The 23556-nt window shown below is 67.1% G+C and carries 19 protein-coding genes; 2 read left to right on the forward strand and 17 right to left on the reverse strand.

All coding sequences use genetic code 11. From position 1 onward, the window contains the following. Positions 1–7: 7 nt before the first annotated feature. From BLU29_RS00385 to rpsP, 11 genes are all read right to left on the reverse strand, one after another. Positions 8–1015 (reverse strand): AAA family ATPase, encoded by a 1008-nt coding sequence (locus BLU29_RS00385; RefSeq protein ID WP_091054611.1) that lies wholly within the window; start codon positions 1013–1015, stop codon positions 8–10. A 143-nt stretch (positions 1016–1158) separates the two neighbouring features. After that, positions 1159–2148: an aldo/keto reductase gene (locus BLU29_RS00390; RefSeq protein ID WP_091054612.1), complete on the reverse strand. Its 990-nt coding sequence runs from the start codon at positions 2146–2148 to the stop codon at positions 1159–1161. Positions 2149–2290: 142 nt separating this feature from the next. Next, a complete protein-coding gene (locus tag BLU29_RS00395) occupies positions 2291–5833 on the reverse strand; it encodes an AsmA-like C-terminal region-containing protein (RefSeq protein ID WP_091054613.1) in 3543 nt (1180 codons plus the stop codon). Between the two features lie 126 nt (positions 5834–5959). Then, positions 5960–7324 (reverse strand): TolC family protein, encoded by a 1365-nt coding sequence (locus tag BLU29_RS00400; protein ID WP_172830173.1) that lies wholly within the window; start codon positions 7322–7324, stop codon positions 5960–5962. A gap of 28 nt (positions 7325–7352) precedes the next feature. Next, complete coding sequence (locus tag BLU29_RS00405) at positions 7353–10661, reverse strand: efflux RND transporter permease subunit (protein ID WP_091054615.1); 3309 nt, start codon at positions 10659–10661, stop codon at positions 7353–7355. A 37-nt stretch (positions 10662–10698) separates the two neighbouring features. Next, positions 10699–11820 carry an efflux RND transporter periplasmic adaptor subunit gene (locus tag BLU29_RS00410; RefSeq protein WP_091054616.1) on the reverse strand — a complete coding sequence of 374 codons (1122 nt, stop codon included), beginning with the start codon at positions 11818–11820 and terminating at the stop codon, positions 10699–10701. Positions 11821–11857: 37 nt separating this feature from the next. Next, positions 11858–12436, reverse strand: coding sequence for a MarR family transcriptional regulator (locus tag BLU29_RS00415; protein ID WP_091054617.1), 579 nt, complete (start codon positions 12434–12436; stop codon positions 11858–11860). 156 nt (positions 12437–12592) lie between these two features. Next, positions 12593–14581 carry a transketolase gene (gene tkt, locus BLU29_RS00420; RefSeq protein WP_091054618.1) on the reverse strand — a complete coding sequence of 663 codons (1989 nt, stop codon included), beginning with the start codon at positions 14579–14581 and terminating at the stop codon, positions 12593–12595. A 239-nt stretch (positions 14582–14820) separates the two neighbouring features. Then, positions 14821–15192, reverse strand: a complete 372-nt coding sequence (gene rplS / locus BLU29_RS00425; RefSeq protein ID WP_091054619.1) for a 50S ribosomal protein L19 — start codon at positions 15190–15192, stop codon at positions 14821–14823. A 9-nt stretch (positions 15193–15201) separates the two neighbouring features. Continuing rightward, positions 15202–15870: a tRNA (guanosine(37)-N1)-methyltransferase TrmD gene (gene trmD / locus BLU29_RS00430; RefSeq protein WP_091054620.1), complete on the reverse strand. Its 669-nt coding sequence runs from the start codon at positions 15868–15870 to the stop codon at positions 15202–15204. A gap of 124 nt (positions 15871–15994) precedes the next feature. Continuing rightward, complete coding sequence (rpsP, locus tag BLU29_RS00435; protein ID WP_091054621.1) at positions 15995–16252, reverse strand: 30S ribosomal protein S16; 258 nt, start codon at positions 16250–16252, stop codon at positions 15995–15997. 129 nt (positions 16253–16381) lie between these two features. Between rpsP and ychF the strand changes: the two genes are divergently transcribed. Both ychF and BLU29_RS00445 read left to right on the forward strand, forming a co-directional pair. Further along, entirely contained in the window at positions 16382–17485 is a 1104-nt protein-coding gene (gene ychF / locus BLU29_RS00440) for a redox-regulated ATPase YchF (protein ID WP_091054622.1), read from the forward strand. Between the two features lie 262 nt (positions 17486–17747). Beyond that, positions 17748–18629: a hypothetical protein gene (locus tag BLU29_RS00445; protein ID WP_157693529.1), complete on the forward strand. Its 882-nt coding sequence runs from the start codon at positions 17748–17750 to the stop codon at positions 18627–18629. Here BLU29_RS00445 and pcp read toward each other — a convergent pair. The 6 genes from pcp to pxpB form a co-directional block, all read right to left on the reverse strand. Next, positions 18582–19232, reverse strand: coding sequence for a pyroglutamyl-peptidase I (gene pcp / locus BLU29_RS00450; protein WP_091054624.1), 651 nt, complete (start codon positions 19230–19232; stop codon positions 18582–18584). The two genes, BLU29_RS00445 and pcp, sit on opposite strands and share 48 nt — an antisense overlap. 167 nt (positions 19233–19399) lie before the next feature. After that, complete coding sequence (locus tag BLU29_RS00455; protein ID WP_091054625.1) at positions 19400–20362, reverse strand: DUF979 domain-containing protein; 963 nt, start codon at positions 20360–20362, stop codon at positions 19400–19402. Beyond that, complete coding sequence (locus BLU29_RS00460) at positions 20359–21048, reverse strand: DUF969 domain-containing protein (RefSeq protein WP_091054626.1); 690 nt, start codon at positions 21046–21048, stop codon at positions 20359–20361. The genes BLU29_RS00455 and BLU29_RS00460 overlap by 4 nt, the downstream gene beginning before the upstream one ends. Continuing rightward, positions 21045–21791 (reverse strand): 5-oxoprolinase subunit PxpA, encoded by a 747-nt coding sequence (locus BLU29_RS00465; protein WP_091054627.1) that lies wholly within the window; start codon positions 21789–21791, stop codon positions 21045–21047. Before BLU29_RS00465 ends, BLU29_RS00460 begins: the two co-directional genes overlap by 4 nt. A gap of 3 nt (positions 21792–21794) precedes the next feature. Beyond that, positions 21795–22784, reverse strand: coding sequence for a biotin-dependent carboxyltransferase family protein (locus tag BLU29_RS00470; protein ID WP_091054628.1), 990 nt, complete (start codon positions 22782–22784; stop codon positions 21795–21797). Next, complete coding sequence (gene pxpB / locus BLU29_RS00475; RefSeq protein ID WP_091054629.1) at positions 22781–23485, reverse strand: 5-oxoprolinase subunit PxpB; 705 nt, start codon at positions 23483–23485, stop codon at positions 22781–22783. The genes BLU29_RS00470 and pxpB overlap by 4 nt, the downstream gene beginning before the upstream one ends. Between the last annotated feature and the right edge of the window lie 71 nt (positions 23486–23556).

The raw sequence follows: 23556 nt of genomic DNA on the forward strand, positions 1-23556 counted from the left end.
TTCGCGCTCACTCCCCCGGCACGCCGCCCAGGATGCCGCTATACCACAGGTCGCCGAGGTGCGTCTCTTTCATCAGGTCCAGCAGGTCGGTGCGCTCCGACAGCCGCATGAAGGTGGCCGCGTTGCCCGACTTGCTGGCGAGCACGACCTCGTCCGGATGCTCCTTGAACAGGTCGAGCAGGTAAGGCGAATGCGTCGTCGTGACGACCTGTACCGGCACACGCTCCATGCCCGCGTCCTTCGGGTAACTCAGCCGGTAAAGCGCATCCCGCACCTCGCGCAGCATGCGCGGGTGCACGCCGCGGTCAGCCTCCTCGAGACACACCACCGTCGGCGGCGCCGGGGTGTGCGCCAGGGTGAGCGTGGCGAGCAGATAGAGCGTGCCTTGGGACAGGCTGTCAGCGGCGATGCGCTCATCGCCACCGGCCAGCCGCGCGACCAGTTCCACGCGGCCGTCGCCGGCGTCGCGAAAATCCAGCCCGCCGAACTCCGGCAGGATCCGGCAGAAGTCCTCTTCCAGCGCCTTCAGCGCGACCGAAGCCTGCTCGCGCCGCAGCGCGAGCACGGCGGCGAGGTTGCCGGCATTGGACGCCAGCTCGGCGCCATCGCTGCGCTTGGCCGGCACCGCCATGGCGTAATGATCGAACAGGTAGGCGCGGATGCCCTGCAGCTTGGTGCGCAGTTCCGCCCACTGGCCTTCCCCGGCGATGCCCGGTGGATGGTCGACAACCAACAGGTTGCAAACGAGTTCGTCGGAGGTGCAGCCCAGCGTCACCCGGACGTTCTGGAACGGCGGGACGAAATGAAACTCGATCTGCGGGCCCGCGGGCTTCTGGCCCTGGAGATCGTGGCCGTGCACCACCGGCAGCCCCGCGAGCGTGCGCAACCGCAGCAACGCCTGGATGAGGCTGGTCTTGCCGCTGCCGTTGGGACCGATGAAGAGATTGAATGGCTCCAGCCGCACCGCCGCCGAGCGCAGGGCCTTGAAGTTCCGGAAATGGACGGCGGCGATCATGGACTAATCGATCCAGGTAACCACGAATGAACACGAATTAACACGAATTAACACGAATGAAATCAATGAACCCGATCCATCGGACAGCGGCATCCGTCTCCTCAATTCGTGTCTATTCGTGTCCATTCGTGGTTCTCGTCCCATCAATACGGCCCGCGGATGTGGGCGGCGACCTCGCGTTCGTAGAAGGCCGCGAGCTTCACGTGCCGGTCGGCGCCGAGCGGGGCGAGCACCGAGGCCCGCGCATTCGCCAGCGCCTGGGCCGGGTTGCGCGCGCCGGGAATGAGCACGCTCACCGCTTCGAAATCGAGGCACCAGCGTAGCGAGAATTCCGCCATCGTCATGCCCGCCGGCACGAGCGGCTTGAGCGCATCGGCCAAGGCCACGCCCTTCTCGAACGGCAGGCCGGCGAAGGTTTCGCCGACATTGAACTGCTGGCCGTCGCGGTTGAAGTTGCGGTGGTCGTTCGCCGGGAACTTCGTCTGCGCGGTCATCTTGCCGCCGAGGAGCCCGCTCGCGAGCGGCAGGCGGACGATGAGCGCCACGCCGCTGCGGCGGGCGGCGTCGAAGAGCGTGTGGACGGGCTTTTGCCGGAAGAGGTTGAAGATGATCTGGAGCGCGGCGCAACCGGGCTGGGCGCAACACCACAGCGCCTCGTCCATGGCCTCGACGCTGGCACCGTAGGCCCGGATCTTCCCCTCGCGCTGCAGCTCGGCCAGCCAGCCGAACAGCTCGCCGCGCCTGAGCACCTCCGGCGGCACGCAATGGAACTGCGTCAGATCGAGCGCCTCGATCCCCAGGCGCTTCAGCGAGTCTTCGGTGTGCTTCCGCACGACCTCACGGGTGAAGTTCTTCGGCCAGCCGGGGTCGCCGCGCCGGCCGAGCTTGGTGGCGACAAAGACCCGGTCGCGCAACTTCGCCTCGCGGAGAAATTTCCCGATGAGCGTCTCGCTCCGGCCGTCGCCATAAACATCGGCCGTGTCGAAGAAGGTCGTGCCGGCCTCGTAGGCCGCGCGCAGCGTGGCCAGCGCCGCCTCGTCGGTGACATCGCCCCACCCGCCGCCGAGTTGCCAAGTGCCGAGGCCGATTTCGCTGACAAGCCGGCCCGTTTTGCCGAAAATGCGTGAATTCATCGCGGGCAGTGTTGGTAGAATGGGGACAGACGACAAGCCCCGGCTGTCACCCGGTAGGGACTTGCCTTGACCACGCCCGGGCGCCGGCGAGCGGCGCCCCTACAACCCAAGCGCGGAACGGAGTCCGCGCTCCACCTTCAACTCAATTGTCCGGGGTCAGCAGGTCGGTCAGCTTGCTGGCGGCGAGCCGCGCGAAATAGGCCGTGGGGTCGGGCCGCAGGAGCGTGCCGCCAAACGTGACCGCTTCCTTCGCCTTCGCGTAGTCCAGTTCGTCGCGGGCCCCGCTGAGGGCGCGCAGCTTGCCGAGCTGCTCCTCGATCTTGCCGCGCGCGGCCAGCGCGAGCGAGGCCTTGAGCGGCTGCTCCAACAGCGGCTTGTCCGCCGCATAGGTGACCGTGCCCTTCCCGACCAGCCGGATCTCGGGCGCGACGAGGCTGATGTCCTCCAGCGCCACGTTGAGCGATTCGTCGCGCGTCAGTTTCACGCTCAACTGGTCGTAGTTGAACTCGCCGAGCGCCTGCGCCAGCTGGTCGACAACGTAGGCCGACCCGGCGACCTTTTCCACCACCTTGCTGGAACCGAACAGCGAGCCGACGAGATCCACGGCCTTGGTGGCCATCGAGACCTTGTTGGTGGTGCGTTGCAGGCCGCGGAAGACGCCCGCCCGGCTGGTCAGCTCAAACGAGCCGCGGCTGCGCTCCAGGGTGCGGCTCAGTGTCTCGCCGGTGCCCGTGAAATTCCCGGCCACGGTGAAAACACCCTCGACCGTCGGCGGCTTGGCCGGCTCGAGCGCCTTGAAGAGCTTGCCCGCGTCGAATTCGGTCAGGGCGAAGTTCCCCGTCAGCTCATAGGGTGACGCGCCCTTGGTGAAACTGAGGAGCGCCTTCGCCGCGAAGCGGCCTTTTTCGCCGAAGGCGGCCTCGAGCTTCTGCAGCGTGACGTCCGCCGACTCGATGACGACCTGGCCGGTCAGCCCGGTCATCGCCCAGTCGGCGCCGCGGACGACGTACTTCACGTCCAGGCCCAGCCGGCCGGTGAAATGCGACCAGGGCGGCGCGATGTCCGCGACGAGCGGCGCCGGGGCCGCAGCCACGGTTTCGGCCGGTTTCGCGCCGGCCGCCGTGGCCGGGGCCGCAAAGACGCCGAGCACCGCCAGGACGTCGGCCAGCTCCACGTGTTCGCCGGTCAGCCCGCCGCTGATCGCGAACCCGCGACCCGCCGGCGTGAGGTCCAGGGAGAAATTCAAATCGGACCGCTGGCCCCCCCGGTCGAGGAGGAGCGGCGCCTGCACGCTGAACCTCCCATCCGCCTGGGCCACGGCGCGGAAGCTGAGGTTGGCCACCGGCAGGGTTGCGCCGGTGCCCGCCGCCACCAAGCCGTTGACCGTCAGACGGGCCTCGATCTGCCGGGCCGAACCGAGGGCCACGCGCACCTCGCCGCTGGCCCGCCCCGCCGAAACGGCCTGCGCGCCGGCAAAAATCGGCTGCGTGGCGAGCGCCGGCACCTCGAGCGTGAAGCTCAACGCACCCTGCAAGCCGGTGCCGGGAGCATGGGTCGCCTCGCCCTTGGCCGTCAGCAAAAGGTCCCCCGCGGCGTTGCGCACCGTGATGTCCCCCGTCTGGAAACGCGCGTTGGCGCCGCCCGCCAGTTCAAACACCGGCCGGGCCTCGAAGCTCAGGCCGGCGAGCGCCGGCTGCCGCTGCTCCGTGAGCGAAACCTCGGCCAACTTGAATGCCGCCGGCGAACGCACGGTCAGCTTGTCCCCGTCCAGCGCGAGCACCAATTCGCCCTGGGTCACGACCCCGCCAAGCTTCGTGCCCGGGAGGGTCAGCGGCAGCGCGGCCAGGGGCATGCGGTCGAGCGTCACGCGCAGCAACTCGACGGCGCCAACGGTCCCGGCCACCTCGGCGCGACGGGTGGCGAGATCAAAGGTGAACGGCCGGAGCGCGGCGACCTTGCAGAGATCGTGCCCGGCGACATCCGTCACCCCGGCCCGCAGCTGGTGCAGCTCCAGCTTTTCCCCCGCCAGCGTGAAGTCCGCCTCGCCGGCCGCCTTGACGCGCCCGAGGGGCAGCCACGGGGCCAGCAGCGTCGGCAGGTCCGCCGCATATTTGGCGACGACGGAGACGGACGGATCGGGTCCGACCGGCAGCGCGACCCTGGCCTGCGCCGACAGCGTGTCCCCCGCCGGGGTTTGCAGGGTGAAGTCGCTGACGACCGCCGTGAGCTCCTTCGCCGTCAACACGGCTTCAAAGCCCAGCGTGACGTCCGCCTTGATCAGGAGCGGGACGCCGGCCTGGACGACATTCAGCTGCCCGACACGCAGCGGTTGCACGGCGCGCAGCAGCACGCGGTCGGCCTCGCCGGTGATCGCCAGCTGGCCGGTGATCATCCCGCCGGACACATCGGCGGTATGCACGAACGGCCGCACCCACGCCAGGGGCAGGCCGTGGAGCGTCAGGGTCAGGGCCTCGCCGGGCGCCGCGCCACCGACCTGCAGGCGGCGTTCCTTGAAATTGATCTCGGCGGCGCGCGCCGCCGACAGCTCGAGCACGGGCGCCTCGCCCGCCAGCGAAACCTTGAGCTCGTTCAACCGTGCGACACCGTCCGCCTCGGCCAGATCGAACTGCGCCGCGATCTTGACGGGACCAAGCGCCCGCCAGGCGGGTTCGAGCGTTTCCAGCCCGCTGACGTCCGCCGCCAGGCCACCCTGGAGGCTGGCGGCGGCGGTCGAGGGATTGAAAGCGAAGCGCCCCTCCCCGCGGGCGTTGAACTCGGGCAGCGCGGCGCCAAGGAAGAACGGCTCCACCTGGGCGGTGTGCGCCAGCACCTTCCACTCCCCGGCGTATTCCTTGCCGCCCGCCGGCAGCACGGCGTGCACCGTCAGCAGATTCCCGGCGACGCCCCCGATGAGCGTGTCCACGCTGAGCTCGTAGCTTTCGCCGGCGGAAGTTTCCTCGAGCGCGGCCGTGGCCTTCAACTGTTCCTGCCCGGAAAGATTCCTGCCCTCCGCATCCACGACCGCGGTCAGCCCGACGCGCCCGAAGGTCCGGTGATCGGTCTCTCGCAGGCGCAAGGTGACCGTGGCGCGGAGCGTGGCCACGTGGGCCTCGGCCGCGGGGTTCTTCAGGGTCGTGGCCAGGACCAGCGTCCCCTCCTGCCCCGGCGCCAGCTGGCCGCCGGTGACCTTGTATTCCACCGCGACCGGCGGGCTTCCGGCCGACCCGGGCAGCAGGACCCGGCCCTCGAGAAGGCAGTCACCCAGCACGAGTTCAAACGGGAGCTCGACCTGCCCCAGCAGGCCCGGCGCCGCCGCGGGCACGCCGGCGGCGGCGGCCCCGGCTTTGGGGCGCGAAATCCGGCTGGCATCCACCAGCAGGCCGCGGCCGGTCAGCCGGCCGACGGCGAGGCGACGGCTGAACGCCAATGACCAGAGCGAGTAGTCCGCGTCCAACTGCCCGAGCTCGACCGTGAGGCCGTTTTTCTCGAGCTTCACACCCGCCAGGCTGATCCGGCTCAAGCCGGCGGCGACGGTCGCCGCCTCAAACTTGAGTCCCGGCGTGCCGCGCACGACGCGCAGCACCGCCCAGCGTTGCACCGCCGGCACAAGGGCCACCCCGCCGGCCACGAGGACCAGCGCGAGGAAGACGCCGAGGATGATGAGCAGCAAGCGGGCCGGCTTCATGAACGGTGGATTAACGACACGCGAGTGTGACGGAGGTTGCGCGCCCCGGGCGACTCAGAAAAGAACCGCCGGGCGCAAAAAAAAGGCCGCCCCGGGGCGGCCTTGGCTGTGGAGCCCGGAGGCCTGTCACTTGGCGGGATATTTCACCTCGCCCACGGGCCGCATCTCGTCGGACAGACCCATGGCCCGGCGGACCGTGGCGACCGCCACATCGTAGGTGTAGTAGGCCTGGATCTGATTGAGGCGGGCGGTAGTGAGGTCGGTCTGTGCGGTCAGCACATCGAGCTGGGTCGCCGTGCCCGCGCTGTAGCGCGCGTTGGCCAGGCGGACGGCCTCCTCGGCCTGCTCGATGACCTTCTTCGAGGCCTCGGCCAGTTCGGTCGCCTGCTGGAAGGTGGAGATCGCGCGGCGAACCTCGACATCGACGGACAGCTGGGTCGCGGCCAGCGCGAGTTTCGCCTGCTCGAGAAACGAACGGGCCTGCATGACCCGGCCGGCCGTGGCGCGGCCGTCAAAGACATTCCACGAGGACGCCAGGCCGACGGTCCAACCATCCCGATCGCCCGGAAACCCGTTCGAACCGGCGGCCTTCTTCCAATCATAGGCGCCGAAGAGCGCGAGGTTCGGGAAATAGCCGGCGCGGTTCGAAATCACGCTTTGCTCGGCCGCCGTCGTGAGCTGCTGGAGGCGCTTCAGGTCGGGCCGCTGTTCGCGCGCGGTGGCGAGCGCGGACCGCAAATCGAAGCTGGCGGGCGTGAAATCCAAGGTGCCGACAAACTCGGGGATCTTGGTGACATTGGGTTCGTTGGCGGTCACGAAGCCGAGGGACTGGCGCAGGGTCTCGATGGAGAGCCGGTAGTCGTTGCGCGCCGTGATCAACGCCGGCTGGGCGTTGGCCAGGGCGACCTCGGCGCGAAGCACCTCGAAGTTCGACACGGTGCCGGCCTCGAAGCGGTTCTTCACGTCCTGCAGCTGGCGCTGGAGGAGCTCGACGTTCTGCTCCTCCACCTTGATCTTCTCCCGGCTGAGGATGACGGTGTAGAAGCGCGTGCGGACATCGAGCAGCGCGTCGTTGATGACGGCCTGCAGGGCAAGCACGGCCGCATCGAGGGTGAGCTGCTGGCTCTTCACACTGGCGACCACCCCGCCGCCGGCGTAAAGGGTCTGCTTGGCGGTGATGTTGAAGGACCAGTAGCGGTCCTCGCCGGTCGGACCGACGGCGACGGCATTGCGCTGGTAACCGCCGGTGGCGGAGACGTTCGGGATCTCCGCGGAGCGGACCTGGAGGACCACGCCCTCCTGCTGCCGGATGCTCTCCTTGGCCTGCCGGATGGTGAAGTTGTTATCGAGCGCGAACGCCAGGGCATAAGGCAGGTCCAGGGCATCAGGCACGGGGAAGTTCGGGTCGGGCTTGCCGTCATTGAGCTGGGCGCGGGCGGCGGGCCCAACCAGCAGGCTCGTGGCGAAAAGAAACGGGAGGAAGCGGCGCATAGGAAAGTTCATGAAAGGAAATGGCGGGTCACTTGGCAAGAACGGGCTCGGCGACGAGGGCGGATTCCGGAACCTTGCGGGCGGAGTGATCGGCCGCGATGAGCATATAGAACGCCGGCACGACGAAGAGCGTGAAGATCGAGCCGACGGCCATGCCCACGACGAGCACCCAGCCGATGCTGTTACGGGCGGCGGCGCCGGGACCGGTCACGAAGATGAGCATGAGGTGACCAAAGACGGTGGCGGCGGAGGTCATGAGCACGGGGCGCAGGCGGGTCGCGGCGGCGCGCCGGATGGCCTCGAGCTTGGCGACCCCCTGCTCCTGGAGCGAGTTGGCGAACTCGACGACCAGGATGCCATTCTTCGAAATGAGGCCCACGAGGGTGATCAGGCCGATCTGGGAGTAGATGTTCAGCGAGGTCTTGCCCAGAAAGACCGGCAGCATGGCGCCGACGATGGCCAGCGGCGCGGAGCCCAGCAGGATGACAAACGGGTCGCGGAAGCTGTTGAACTGCGCCGCGAGCACGAGGAAGATCAGCAGCAGCGCGAGCAGGCCGGTGCGCCAGAGGGCGTTGCCCTCGTAGCGCAACTGGCGCGACTGGCCGCCGTAGTCGATGGAATAGCCCGCGGGCAGGATCTCGGCCGCCTTGGCCTCGAGCTTCTTGAGCGCGTTGTCCACGCTGGGACCGGCGCCGATGATCTTGACGGAATTGAGCTGCTGGAAGCGGTTGAGCGAGCGCGGCTGCACCGTGCGCTTGAGCGTGGCGATGGTCGAGAGCGGGATGAGCAGGCCGTTGGGCCCGCGCACATGGTAGTTGAGCAACTGGTCGGGATTGAGGCGCTGGCCGCGCTCAACCTGCGGGATGACACGGTAGCTCTGACCGTCGTTGACGAAGCGGTTGACGTAACCGCCGCCCAGCATCGAGCCGAGATCGCGCGCCACGTCGCTGAGGTTGAGCCCCATCGAGGCGACCTTGTCCTTGTCGATCTGAATCTCGACCTGCGGGAGGTCGAACTTCAGGTCGCTGTCGGCGAAGTAGAAGGTCGGCGCCCCGCCGCCGGCGTTGGCCTCGGTGTTGGCGTAGAGCACGAGCTTCTGGGCATACTCCATCATCTCGCTGTGCTCGGCCGTCGAGCGAAGCACGAGTTCGACGTCATACTGGCCGCCGGAGGGCAGCGGCGGCGGCGTCTGCGTGAAGACATTCAGGCCCGCGACCTGCGAAGAAGGCCCCTGCAGCGACTGCATGATCTGGACCGAGTTGCGTTTCCGCTCCGACCAGGGCTTCAGCAGAATGCCGGAAAAGCCGAAGTTCGGCCCGGTGACCTGGAACGAGGTGTCATATTCGGGCACGCTCTCGAAGATCTTCTGAACCTGTTTCGCGAAGATGATGTTCTGGTCGATGGTCGCGGTGGGCGCCGGCAGCAGCGCGCTGAACACCACGCCCTGGTCCTCGATCGGCGCGAGTTCCTTCTGGGCGAACATGCCGAACGGCACCAACAGCAGCGCGAGCAGGCCGGCCCCGATGATGACGTATTGCACCCAGGCGAACCGGCGGCCCATCAGGTAATCAAGCACCACGACCGCCAGGGCGGCCACGATGATGACGAAGGCGATGCCGCCGGCCAGCGGGCCGGCCATCGCCTTCAGGCTGCCGCCCTCGAAAGCGACGAAGGCCAGGGCGACGAGCCAGAACGGAATCCAGACGACGAACGACCAGTAGAACACCGACCACGAAGCGCGCCGTTCCTCCCGCGGCAACAGCATCCGGCCCAGGACGTGCTCGTAGCGGTTGCGCAGGCGGTCGAACAGGTGGTTGATCTTGCCGCTGAGGCCCTGCTCCTCGTGCGCATGGTCCTTGAGCAGGTAGGCGCTCATCATCGGCGAGAGCGTGAGGGCGACGAAGCCCGACACCGCCACGGCGCCGGCGAGCGTCATGGCGAACTCCCGGAACAGCGCGCCGGTGAGACCGCCCTGGAAGGCGATCGGGGCGTAGACGGTGGCCAGCGTGATCGTCATCGAGATGACGGGGCCAACCAGCTCGCGCGCCCCGAGGATGGCGGCATCGACCGGCGACCGGCCCTCGCGGATGTGGCGCTCGATGTTCTCGACGACGACGATGGCGTCGTCGACCACGATGCCGACCGCGAGCACGACGGCGAGGAGCGTGAGCAGGTTGATCGTGAAGCCGAAGGCGAGCATCAGGAAGAGCGCGCCGACGAGGGAAAGCGGCATGGCCACGATCGGGATCAGGACCGAGCGCAGCGAGCCCATGAAGAGGAAGATGACCACGGTGACGATGGCCAGGGTCTCGAGCAGGGTGTGCACGATCTCGTGCAACGCATCGTCGATGTATTGCGTGGCGTCGTAGGCGATGGTGCCGTTGAGGCCGGCGGGCAGGCCGCGCTCGATCTCGGGCATGACCTCGCGCACGCGCTTGATGACCTCGACGGTGCTCTCGTTCGGCAGCACCCAGATGCCCATGAAGGTGGCCGTCTTGCCGCCGAAGCGGACCTCGGTGTTGTAGTCCTCCGCGCCGAGCACGACGTCGGCCACGTCGGCCAGACGGATGATGGTGCCGTTCTTCTCGGCCACGACCAGCTTGCGGAATTGGTCGACGTTCTTGAGGTCGGTGTTGGCGACGAGGCTGATGCTGAGCATCGAGCCCTTGGTCGAGCCGACGGCGGCGAGGGCGTTGTTGGCCGCGAGGGCCTGGCGGACGTCGGCCGGGCTGATGCCGTGGGCGGCGAGCAGGTCGGGCTTCAGCCACACGCGCATGGCGAAGACGCGGCCGCCGAGGATGTCGGCGCGCTGCACGCCCTTGACGGCCGAAAGCCGCGGCTGGACGAGGCGGGCGAGATAGTCGGTGATCTGGTTCTGGTCGAGCGTGTCCGACGAGAACCCGAGATACATCGACGCGAACTGGTTGTCGCTGGACTGCACCGAGATGGTGGGCGTCTCGGCCTCGGGCGGCAGCTGGTTGCGGACGGCGTCGATCTTGGAGCTGATCTGGGTGAGCGCGGCGTTGGTGTCGTAATTGAGCCGGAGGTAGACGTTGATGTTGCTGGCGCCCGCGGCGCTGGACGACTCGATGTAGTCGATGCCGTCGGCGCTGGCCACGGCGCGCTCGAGCTGCGTGGTGATGTAGCCGCGGACCGTGTCGGCGCTCGCCCCGAAGTAAATCGTGCTGACGTTGACGACAGCGCTGTCGCTGCGGGGATACTGGCGGGTGTTGAGCTTGAAGTAGGCCACGAGGCCCACGACGAGAATGACGGCGTTCACCACCAGCGCGATGACCGGCTTGCGGATGAAGAGGTCGGTGAAACTTTTGGAGAGCATGGGGAGGCCTCGGTTGGTTGTCGGAGGAATGCGGGCCTCAGGTATTGGCCGGCTTGGGCGCGGGATCGCTCGTGGGCTGGTAGGTGTTGTTCACCTGGACGGACATGCCGTTGCGCAGCTTGAAGACCCCCGCGATGACGATCTGCTCCCCGGGCTTGATCCCTTCCTCGACGGTGATGAGGTCGCCGCGGGTGTCGCCGAGCTTCACGAACTGCTGGCGAACCCCGAGGTATTCCGCGCCGTCGGGGCCTTTCATCTTCTCGACGATGAAGACGGAGTTGCCATACGGCGCATAGTTGATGGCGGTGGCGGGCACCACGATCCGCGGGGCGCCGGTCGGGAGTTCAACCTCGACCTGGGCAAACATGCCGGCCCGCAGCTTTTCCTCGGGGTTGGCCAGCTTGGCCTGCACGGAGATGTTGCGCGTGGATGGATCGACCTCGGAGTTGATGGCGGAAAGGCCACCCTCGAACAGCCGGCCCGCGAACGCATCGATGCTGACGGAAACCTTCTGGCCGAGGGAGAGGTCGGACAGCTGCTGCTGCGGCACATTGAAATTCACGTAGATCGGGTCGAGCTTCTGGAGCGGGACCATGTCCTTGCCGCGGGGCACGAACTGACCGACGTTGACCACGCGGATGCCCACGCGACCGTCGAAGGGCGCGCGCACCTGTTTCTTGGCGATCTGGGCCTGCAAGGCGGCGGCGTTGGCCGCACTCTGCTTCAGGGTGGCCTCGGCCAGGTCCAGGTCGGACTTGGAATTGCTCTTTTGCGCCCAGAGATCCTTGGCGCGCTCGTAATTGAGCCGGGCGAGGTCGGCCTGCGCCTCGGCCGAGGCCAGTTGCGCCTGCTCGACGCTGGCGTCGAGCTCGACCAGCAGGTCGCCGGCCTTCACGGCCGTGCCGCTGTCGGCCACGATGCGCGACACGATGCCATCGGCGTCGGCGCTGAGCGTCGCGCCCTCGACCGGCGCCAGCGTGCCGATGGCCTTGAGATACGAGTGCCATTCCATCGGCTTGGCTTCGGCCGTGGTGACCGCGGCCGGCGGCGGCACATGCGAGACCGAGGACATCTGCTTGATCTGGGCGACCTTGATGGCGCCGAGCGTGAGGACAACGACGGCAAAGCCGCCCGTGGCGATGAGGAATTTTTTAAGCATAGCGTGGAGGGATGTTGGATCGAAGCGGGAAAAGGGATCAGCCGACGGACGCGGCCTCGCGCCGGGGATTGAGGACGGCGGCCTGCTGCTGGACCTTGCCGAGGAGACGGACGAGCGTCTTGCGCTCGGCCTCGGTCAGCGGGGCCATGATGGCGGCGATGGCCTTGAAGTGGCCGGGCAGGAATTCCATCAGGAACTTTTCGCCACGCGGCGTGAGGAGCACCGACATCTGCCGGCGGTCCACCGGGTCGGGCTCGCGCTTGACGTAGCCGTCGCGCTCCAAGGTATCGATCAGTCCGGTCATCGTAGCCCGGGTGACACCGGCGGCGTCCGCCAGTTCGGCCGGCGTGCGCGGGCCGGCGACACAGGGCTCCGCGCCCAGCAGGGCCGCGGCCCGGGGCTGGACGCTGCGCCAGAGCAGCATCAGCACTCCGAAGCGGCCGTGGGAAATGTTGTGCCCCGCCAGGCTGCGGTCCGACACGCCGAACACCTCGTCGCCCGTGTGGAGCAGGTGCAGGAACGCCTCGGCCGCCGACGGATCAAGGTCGGGAAACTCCTTGGCGGCCTCGAGGAGGCATTCGTAGCGCGGCAGGTCTTTGAGCAGGAGATGAGGCATTTATCGGAGGAATCGAAACTATCAGGCGCCTGAAAGTTAGCCGCCTAACGAATTTTGCAAGGATAGTTTTGTGAAATTCAGCGAACGGCTGGTTTTACGCGCCAAACAAACAACCGGCCCCGGGGCCGGTTGAAAATACTGCGCCTAAATCCTGGCTTACAGTGACTTGGCCGCCGCGACGACGGCCTCGGCCGTGATGCCGAGTTCCTTCATGGCGATGTTACCGGGAGCGCTGAGGCCGAAGCGGTCAATGCCGACGACCTTGCCGTCGAGGCCGACATACTTGCTCCAGAGGGCGGTTACCCCCGCCTCGATCGCCACGCGCTTCCGGCACGACGAAGGCAGGATCGCCTCGCGATAGGACGCGGGCTGGGCATCGAAGCGCAGGAACGAAGGTATCGAGACCACGCGGGCGCCGCCGCCCAGCGCCTTGGCCGCCGCAACAGCCCACTGCACCTCGCTGCCGCTCGCGAGCAGGATGTGGGTGAGCGGGGCGGTTTCCTGGAGGAGGATGTAGCCGCCCTTGAGCACGCCGGCGCGCCGTTCGTGCGGCGTGCAATCGTTGAGCATCGGCACCGCCTGGCGCGTGAGCGCGAGCAGCGTCGGGCCGTCGACGCGTTCCATCGCCGCGGCAAAGGCGCCGGCGGTCTCCTCCGGATCCGCGGGGCGGATAACGTCGAAGTTCGGGATCAGGCGCAGGGCGGAAACGGTTTCCACCGGCTGGTGGGTCGGGCCGTCCTCGCCCACTCCGATGGAATCATGCGTGTAGATATAGACGACCGGCAGCTTGGACAGCGCCGCGAGGCGCATCGCGGGACGCGAGTAGTCGGCGAACACGAGGAACGTCGCGCACGACGCGCGGAAGATGCCGTCGTAGGCGACGCCGTTGCTGATGGAGGCCATCGCGTGCTCGCGGATGCCGTAGCGCAGGTTGCGGCCGGCGCGGTTGGTCTTGTCGAAATCCTTGTCGGCGGCGATGTAGTTGAGCGTCGAGCCGTGGAGGTCGGCCGAGCCGGAGATCAGCAGGGGCAGCTCGGCCGCGACGGGCTGCAGCACGTCCTTGCCAGCGGCGCGCGTGGCGAGCTTGGCGTCGGCCGGGAACAGCGGGATTTTTTCCAGGAGGTGCGCGGCGCTCGGGGTCTGGCCGGCGCCGTCGAGGAGCGCGGCCTTGGCGGGGTGGGCCTCGCGCCAGGCGGCGAAGGCCTTCTTCCATTTGCCGTGGGCGCGCTTGAGGCGCTTCTTGTGGTCGGCGAAGTAGGCGCGGACCTGCTCGCTCACGTAGAAATGCTCTTCGGGCAGCGCGAGGCCGCGGCGGGCGCTGTCGGCGAACTTCGCCCCACCCTCGCCGTGGCCCTTGGAGGTGCCGGCGACCTCGGGAATGCCCTTGGCGATGAGGGTGCGCGCGATGATGAGCTGCGGCTTGCCGGTCTTGGCCTTCTTGGCCTTGTTGATGGCCTTGAAGATCGCCTCCAGGTCGTTGCCGGCGGCGACGGTCTGCACGTCCCAGTGCATCGCCTTGAAACGCAGCGCGGTGTTCTCGCTCTGCGTCTTGTCCGCCATGGCGTCGAGCGTGACGTCGTTCGAGTCGTAGATGAGGATGAGGTTGTCGAGGCCCTGGTGGCCGGCGAACTCGCACGCCTCCATGGCGACGCCTTCCTGCATGCAGCCGTCGCCCGCGAGACAGATGACGTGGTGGTTGAAGATCTCGTGGCCCGGCGCGTTGAAGCGCGCGGCCAGCATCTGGCCGGACATGGCCAGGCCGACGGAGTTGCCGATGCCCTGCCCCAGCGGGCCGGTGGTGCACTCGACGCCGGGCGTCTCATGGAACTCAGGATGGCCGGGCGTCTTGCTGTGGAGGACGCGGAAGTTGCTGACCTCCTGGATCGACAGGTCGTAGCCGCTCAGGTGGAGCCAGCTGTAGAGGAACATCGAGCCGTGGCCGGCGGAGAGCACGAAGCGGTCGCGATTGAGCCAGCGCGGCTCGTCGGGGTTGTGGACCAGCACGTGCCCGTAGAGCACGGCGCCGATCTCCGCGCAGCCCAACGGCAGACCGAGGTGGCCGGAGGAACTCTTGTGGACGGCGTCAATGGCGAGGCCACGGGCCTGGTTGGCGGCTTGGGCGAGAATCTCAGTCTGGAGTTTCATGGAAAAGTGTGAGCGAAATGTGTGAATGTTCATTTACGCTGCGGGCGGACGGCGTGCAAAGCCCAATTTTTGGGCATAAAAATCCGGCCGATCGCTTGTAGGGTCGGCGCTCGCGCCGACCTCGTCAGCGACCGCCTCTGCCGTGGCTGAAGGTCGGCCCAAGGGCCGACCCCACAAGGTGCACCAAAGAAAAGGGCGGGATCAGTGATCCCGCCCACAGAAAACAAATTGCCTGAGACTCAGGCCTTGGCGGCCTCGGAGTCGTAGCGCTTCTCCTTGACGGCCATGGCGGCCTTGCCGGAGCGGTCGCGGAGGTAGTAGAGGCGGGCCCTGCCCGGCTCGGAATCCTTCTCGACCTCGATCTTCTCGAGGTTCGGGGAGTTCACCGGGAACACGCGCTCGACGCCCTCGCCGTAGCTGATGCGGCGGACGGTGAAGGTCTCGTGGATGCCGCTGCCCTTGTGGGCGATGACGACGCCGGCGAAAACCTGCACGCGCTCCTTGTCACCCTCGCGGACCTTGGTGTGCACGCGGACACCGTCGCCGACTTTGAACGGCGCAACTTTATGTTTCACCTGGTTGGCGGTGATTTCTTGGATGATGGGATTCATGGCTGGGAGTTATTTGAGTAAATCTGGTCTGACTTGCTGCGTTTTTTCCACCTGCTGCGCGTGCCGCCACTTCTCGATCTCGCCGTGGTTGCCCGAAAGGAGCACTTCCGGCACGGACATGCCGCGATAAACGGCGGGACGCGTGTATTGAGGAAAGTCGAGCAACTTGCTGGTGAAGCTTTCTGTCGTCAACGACTTTTCTTCCCCGAGCACCCCGGGGATGAAACGGGCCAGCGCATCGATGACCACCGCCGCCGCAAGTGTGCCGTTGGTAAGCACATAATCCCCGATGCTGATCTCCTGATCGATGATTTTTTCCCGGATCCTCTGGTCGATTCCCTCGTAATGGCCGCTCAAAAGCACGAGGTGTTTTTGCTGGGAGAGTTCGAGGGCCAGGGCCGGCGAAAGCGGCGTGCCGTCGGGCGTCAGGTAGATGCGCCGGCAGCCCGGGGTCGAAACCTGCTCGATGGCGTCGAAGACCGGTTCGCACTTCAGCACCATGCCGGCGCCGCCGCCAAAGGGCCGGTCGTCGGTCGTCTTGTGCTTGTCGGTCGCCCAGTCGCGCAGGTTGTGCACCTTGATCTCGAGCAGCTTCGCCTCCTGGGCGCGGCCCAGCATGCTCTCGGACAGGAAGCCGTCGATCATGGGGGGAAACAGCGTCAGGACGTCGATGCGCATGGAAGAGGAATTTACACGAAGGTCGCAAAGATCGCCAAGGCCCGAAATGAAAAGGCCCCGGAATGATCCGAGGCCGGTTGCACCACGGACGCCTTCGCGTCCTTTGCGATCTTGGTGTAGATAATCAGGCTGTGGCGGCCGCGGCCCGCTTGGCGCGCTTGATCATCGAGTGCATGGTCGCGGTGGGCTTGGCGCCCTTCGAGACCCAGTAATCGACACGGTCGAGCTTGATGGTCAGCATGTTGCCCTTGGCGCGGGGATTGTAGGAGCCGAGCTGTTCGACGGCGTCACCATCGCGGCGGGAGCGCTCCTCGGCGACGACCACGCGGTAGTGCGGTTCGTTCTTGGTGCCGACGCGGGAAAGACGGATTTTGAGTGCCATTTGATGTATCTGGTTGCTTAACGGGAGACGGAATTGCGGTTGGAAAAGGGGCAGAATGGACGGAACAACTTTGCCCTTGTCAAGCCCCCAGTGCCACCCCTGCATCCGACCCTTAACGCACTCAATTTTATGCTCAAAGCCGGTATCGTCGGTCTCCCCAATGTGGGCAAGTCCACCCTCTTTAACGCCCTGACCCGCAGCCGCAAGGCCGAGGCTGCCAACTACCCGTTTTGCACGATCGATCCGAACGTCGGCGTGGTGATCGTCCCCGACGAGCGCGCCTACGTCCTCCAGAAAATCGCCAAAACGAACGTCGTCGTGCCCGCCGCCATCGAATTCGTGGACATCGCCGGCCTGGTGGCCGGGGCCAGCAAGGGCGAAGGCTTGGGCAACCAGTTTCTCGCCACCATCCGCGAGGTCGACGCCATCGTGCAGGTCGTGCGGTGCTTTGAGGACAGCGACGTCGTCCACACCATGGGTGGCGTGGACCCGGTCCGCGACATCGAGGTCATCACGACCGAACTCGTGCTGGCCGACCTCGACGCCGTCGCCAAGCGCATGACCAAGACCCAGAAGAACGCCAAGGCCGGCGACAAGGAAGCCGTCATCGAGCTGGCGCTGCTGCAAAAGCTTGAGCCGCACCTCAACGCCGGCAAGACCGCCAACACCCTGCCCGCCACGCCCGAGGAGATTGTCCTGATGAAGCTGTTCCAGCTGCTCACGGCGAAGCCCGTGCTCTTCGCGTGCAATGTCGCCGAGTCCGACCTCGCGACCGCCGGGCAGAACAAGTTTGTCCAGAAGGTCGCGGAGTATGTCCGCACGCATCACGACGCCGCCTATGTGCCGATCAGCGCCAAGATCGAAGCCGAGCTCATCGACCTGCCGCCGGAGGAGGCGAAGGCGTTCCTCAAGGATCTCGGGGTCGATGACTCCGGCGTGTCCTCGCTCATCAAGGGCACCTATGCGCTGCTCGGTCTGATGACCTACTTCACGGCCGGCGAGAAGGAAGTGCGCGCCTGGACGATCAGGAAAGGCTGGAAGGCGCCGCAGGCCGCCGGCGTCATCCACACCGATTTCGAGAAGGGCTTCATCAAGGCCGAGATCGTTTCCTACAGCGATCTCACCCGGCTTGGCTCCGTCGCCGCCGCCCGTGAGGCCGGCAAATACCGGCTGGAGGGCAAGGAATACGTCTTCGCCGACGGCGACGTGGCCTTGTTCCGGTTCAACAACTGACGCGATGCCCGACCGCAGAGGGCATGGTTTTGCCGCAACCATGGCTGGGCCTTGCCGCCAACGCATTGGGTCTTGATAACGTCGCGTAAAACCCCGGGTGGATGACCTCATCTGGATTGCATCCAACCCATTGGCGAGAATAGGATTTCCGGTGGAGAAGAGCATGCCCGGTCCCTTATTCACTGCCAGTGCGCGCCCTCCGTCGACCAGCCCACGACGGCTGCTTCGGCACGTTTTCGCGGTGCTGTTTGCCACCCAGATCATGAGCAGCACCCTCCCGGGGGCCATTGTCTATTGGGATACAAACGGCACCACCGCGGGCGCCGGTGGCCCCACGCCCAGCGGCACTTGGTCCACCGCAAATGGTGCGGCCAACAAGCGCTGGAGCACCAGTTCCGCCGGCACCGCCACCACCTCCAGCTGGACATCGGGCAACGACGCCGTCTTCAGCGCCGGCACCGACGCCACCGGGGCATTCACTGTCACGGTCAGCGGCACGCAGAATGTTTCCAGTATCACGGTCAATCTTGGTTCTCCCACGCTGTCGTCCGGCAACATCAACTTCAGCACTGCCACGCCCAACGTCCTGGTCGCCGCCGGCAGCACGCTCACTTTCGGCAGCGCGCTGACCAGCACCAGCAACAATCTCACCCTCGGCAGCTCCGCTTTCACCGGCACGACCGTCTTTTCCGCCAACACCTCCCTCAGCGGCACTGTCACGCTCGCCGGCGGCACCCTGACGCTCGGCGGCACCAGCTCAACCTTCGGCACACTGAACGTGACGGGAAACAGCACCATCGACTTCGCCGGCACCAACACCCTCAACGTCACCACGCTTACCATCAGCGCGGGTGTCACCCTCACTATCCAGAACTGGACCCGGGCCTCGGACTTCTTCTACGCCACCAACTGGACCGGGGCGACGCCGAATGTCATGGGCAGCGCGCCGATGAACCAGGTCACCTTCAACGGCTTCACCGCCAGCCAGACCGGCTGGGATTCCTACGACAACCAGATCCGACCCAACGTCCCAGAGGCGCGGACCTACGGCGCGCTCCTGCTCGGCGCGCTCACGACTGTCTTCGTGGGGCGCCGGCTAATGCGTCGCCCCGCCGGCCACGCGGACATCCCGCCGGATTTTTAGCGCCACCGCGAGCACCACCGCGATCGCCGCTGTCATTGTATCGAGCGGCAGGCTGGGTTGCCCCGGCTTCGCTTGTTCCGGCAGGAACGGCACGTGGATGAACCCGCCGCGCACTTTCTTCCGGTCCTGCAGGGCGTGCATCAGGCCGTAGAAAACGTGGTTGCAGACGAAGGTGCCCGCCGTCTGCGACACCGTCGCCGGGATGCCGCGGCGGCGCAGCTCCTCCGTGATGGCCTTGATGGGCAGCGAGGACCAATACGCCGCCGGCCCGCCGCGCACGATGGGCCGGTCGACCGGCTGCCGCCCGGCGTTGTCGGCGATGCGCGCGTCGTCCACGTTGATCGCCACGCGCTCCGGCGTGATCTCGGCCCGCCCGCCCGCCTGCCCGGTGCAAATGACCAGCACCGGTTTCGTCGCGCGGATCTGCTTCTTCAACTCCGCGATCGCCGCACCGAACACGCACGGCAGCAGCGCGCCGACTACGCGGTGCCCGGCGATGACCGTGCCGTGCAGCTGCCGGGCGATCTCGCCCGAGGGGTTGACCGACTCGCCGCCGAACGGCTCGAACCCGGTGAGGAGGACGGTTTTCGATTTCTTAGCCACGGATTACACGGATGGCTACGGATGGGAAAACAAGCAACTCCGGTCTGTCATCCTGAGCGCAGCGAAGGATCCAGCCTGATGCTCGAAGGCGGTCATCCTGATGGATTCTTCGCCCGGCTCAGAATGACAATCATAGGCCAATCCATCCGTGTAATCCGTGGCGCAAATCAAAATCGATACACACACAGATACATGATGACCACATTGGCGCTGAGGATGCTGAGCGCAATCGGCGCCTGCGCCTTGATGACCGCGTTCTTGTCCTTCAACTCCAGCAGCATGGCCGGCACGAGGTTGAAGTTGGCCGCCATCGGCGTGAGCAACGTCCCGCAGTAGCCTGAGAGCATGCCGATGGCCGCCATGATGGCCGGGTTGCCATGGTGCAGCTGCACGATGAAAGGCAGCCCGATCCCGAGCGTGATGACGGGAAACGCCGCGAAAGCGTTGCCCATGCAGATCGTGAACAGCGCCATGCCCGCGCAATACGCCACCACCGCGACGAACGGGAACTGCGTCGGCAGCGCGTGCGCGGCAAGGTCGGCCACGACCGGACCCACCCCGGCCTTGGAGAAGATGCCACCCAGCGCCGCGAGCATCTGCGGCAGGATCAACGCCCAACCGATGGTCTGCACGAGCCGGCCGCCCTCCCCGACCGGCACCTCCACCCGGGCGCCGGTCAACCGGAGCGCCATGCCCGCGGCCACCACCGCCCCGAGACAGACCGACGTTACCGTCGTATTGGTGGAATCCAGCAGCCACCAATCGTCCCAATGGAGCTTGCTCAGCAAAAGTGTGCCCACCACCGCCGTGCCCGGAATCAACAGGGCGGGCCGAAAGATCCGGTTCCCCAGCCGGTCGGCCGAGGCGGTGCGCTCCGCGAGCGAGGTGCCGGCTTTTTCCGCGAAACCCATCTGCTTGGTGGCCGCCAGACCCACCATCGCGAGCATCATGTAGCCGACCGCCGTGGAGGGCAGTGATTTTCCCACCAGAAAGGTGACGGCTAGCAGACCCCAGAAGAGGGCCGACCCCCAGCGCTTCGGATGGGTGCGGTCGGCCGCGATCTGTGCCGCCACGATCAGCAGAAACAGGCCCGCGATCACATAAAAGACTTCCAGGTTCAGGAGCTTCACGGCGCCGGTTCCTTTTTCGCTTCGGCGGCGTCGCGCGCGATGCGCTTGTCGAGCACCCGGGCCCGCCAGACCAGACAGCCGAACGCCACGAGCGCCGTGGGGATGCCCCACAGCGAGAGCGCCCAGAGTCCCACGTCATAGCCTTGGGCCTGCAGCGTTCCCTGGATGAGCAGCACCGCGCCCACGGCGAAGACCGTGTCCTCGCCGAAGAAATTCCCGATGTTCTCCGCCGCGGCGGCGTGCGCGCGGATCGCCTCGCTGGTCTTCTCCGGCAGGTCGCCGTGTCGGGCCCGCGCGGCGCCCTCCGCCATCGGGGAAACCAGCGGCCGCACCATCGGGGCGTGCCCGCCGATGTTCACTCCAAACGCGATCGAGATCTGCCGCACCGCCGTGTAGAAGATCAGCACGCGGCCGGCCGTCGCCGCCCGGGAGCGCCGGATGATCGTCTCCGCCCGCTCCCGCAGGCCGTAACGTTCCAGCAGGCCGACGACCGGCAGCATGAGCACGACCGTCAGGGTCATATAGCGGTTTTCCACAAAATACTTTCCGAACAATTCCATGATCTCGTTGAAGGACATCCCCGCCACCAACCCGGTCGCAATGCCCGCCACCATCACCACCAGCAGCGTGTTGAACCGCAGGGCGAACCCGAGTGCCACCACGAGAATGCCGATGAGCTTGATCATGCGCCGCAGGCCTTGATTTCAATGCCGGCGGTGGCCAGCTCCCGCCGCAGCCGCCGGGCGAACTCCACCGGATGCGCCCCGTCGCCGTGCAGGCAGACCGTGTCGGCCGTGATGGCCACGTCGGTGCCGTCGGTCGCGCGCACCTTGCCTTCGCGCACCATCCGCAACACCTGCGCCACGGCCGCGTCCTCGTCCGTGATCAGCGCGTTCGCCTGCGTGCGCGGCGTGAGCGAGCCATCGGCCTGGTAGGTGCGGTCGGCAAAGACCTCGCTCGCCACCGGCAGTCCGCAGGCCTCGGCCACCGCGATGAGCTGGCTGCCGGCCAACCCGAACAGGATCAGCCGCGGATCGACCTCATAGACCGCATCCACCACGGCCCGGGCCAGCGCCGCTTCGCGCGCCGCCATGTTGTAGAGCGCTCCGTGCGCCTTGACGTGGACCAGCCGCGCGCCGGCCCCACGGGCGATCAGCTGCAACTGCAGGACTTGGTCATGAACCAATCCGTGCACCCCGGCGGGCGTCACGACCAGCTCGCGCCGGCCGAAATTCGTGCGGTCGGCAAACCCCGGGTGCGCGCCGATGGCGACGCCGTGTTTTTTCGCCCGCGCCACCGTCGCCCGCATCGTCGCCTCGTCGCCGGCGTGCGCCCCGCACGCGATGTTGGCCGAGGTGATGAGCGGCATCAGCTCCGCGTCGTGGCCGGCGCCCTCCCCGAGATCGCAGTTGAGGTCGACGCGCGGCATGGTTCAGCCCGTCAGCCGGGCCAGGCCCATGCGCACCCGCGCCAGATCGCGTTCGCGCGCGAGATAGATGTCATGCGCCGCCGCCAGCGTGGTTTCCTCAAAGCGCACCTTGTCCCCGGGGCGCATCTGCGTGAAGCGCCCGAGATCGGCCGTCACCACCGCCGCCAGCCGCGGATAACCCCCGATCGATTGCCGGCTCGGCAGCAGCACGATGGGCTGGCCGGCGGGCGGCACCTGCACGGTGCCGGCGTTGACTGACGACGAGATCATTTCCCGCGGGGTCAGCAGCGGCAGCTCCGGTCCGCTCAACCGCACGCCCATCCGGTCGGCCTCCTTGGTGACCGTCCACTCGGCCGCAAAAAAAGCGCGCTGTGCCTCCTTGGCAAACCAGTCGCACTCGGGCCCGCGCAGCGCGCGCACGACGCCGGGCCGCGCCGGCTTGCCCATCGTCTCGGGCCGCACGGTCCAGGTTACCGCCCGTTTTTGCCCGGCCGTCAGCGACGCCAGGATTTGTTGCGCCCACGGTGTCGGCGCGAAAAGCTTCAAGACGTCGCCCGCGACCAGCGGCCGCCCCTGGTGTCCGCCGATGCCGGCGCGCCGGTAGGTCGTGCGGCTGCCCATGACCAGCGGCACGTCGATCCCGCCCGCGATGGCCAGCCACGCCCGCAGGCCGCTCCGGGCCAGTCCGAAGCTCACCACCTCGCCCGCCGCGAGGCGCACCGCGCGGTCCCGCGGCAGCGGCTGGCCGCTCACGCGGGCATCGAAATCCGCCCCGCCCCACGCGATCAGCGTGTCCTGGTCGAACACGAGGTCCGCGCCGGTCTGCGCCATTTCCAGCAAGGCGGCGTTGTCGTCGTTGCCGGCGCAGAGATTGGCCGCCCGCGCGGCAAACGTGTCGAGCGCGCCGCCCACCACGACGCCGTATTGCTGGTAGCCGGGCCGGCCGAGGTCCTGCACCGTGGTCAGCAGGCCGGGTTTGCGGATGCGCATCATGACCGCGCCTCCTGCCGGGCGAATTCCTCCGGCGTGATGGCGCGGAACTTCACGTGATCGCCCGCCGCGAGCAGCACGGGCGGGGTCTGCTCCGGCCGGAAAATCCGGAGCGGCGTGCGGCCGATCAGGTTCCAGCCGCCGGGCGTCGCGAGCGGATAGATGCCGGTCTGTTCGCCGCCGATGCCGACCGAGCCGGGCGGCACCGTCATCCGCGGCTTCGCGTGCCGGGGCGTGTGCAGTTCCTTCGGCAGGCCGCCGAGGTAGGGAAAGCCCGGCGCGAAGCCGATGAGGTGCACGAGATAGTCCGCCTTGGCGTGGCGCTTGATGACTTCCTCCGGCGACAATTTCGCCTGGGCCGCCACCCGCGCGAGGTCGGGTCCGAACTCGCCGCCATAGCAGACGGGGATTTCCACGACGCGCGGTTTCGTCTTCTCCGTCTTCGGCGGATTCTTCAGCCGCCCGCGCACCTGCGCCCCGAGCCAGTCGGCGATGCCCTGCGCGGGCGCGCCCGCCTGCACCGCGGCCCACGGGTCGTAGAAGAGCGTGACCGTGGTGTAGGCCGGCACGAGTTCGCTGACCGCCGGCAGGGGCGCCGCCGCCAGCGCCCGCCACGCCGCCTGCACGCGCCGGTGCGTGGACTCGTCGATGACGGTCCCCACTTCGAGCACCAGGGCGTTGTCGCCGAGTGGCGTGATCTGCATGGCTACTTGCCTAATTGCTGGCGGATGATTGGCAGCCAAAATCTCGCGGGATCTATCTGTTGGCGCCCGCC

Source organism: Opitutus sp. GAS368 (genome assembly GCF_900104925.1).
GTDB lineage: Bacteria > Verrucomicrobiota > Verrucomicrobiia > Opitutales > Opitutaceae > Lacunisphaera.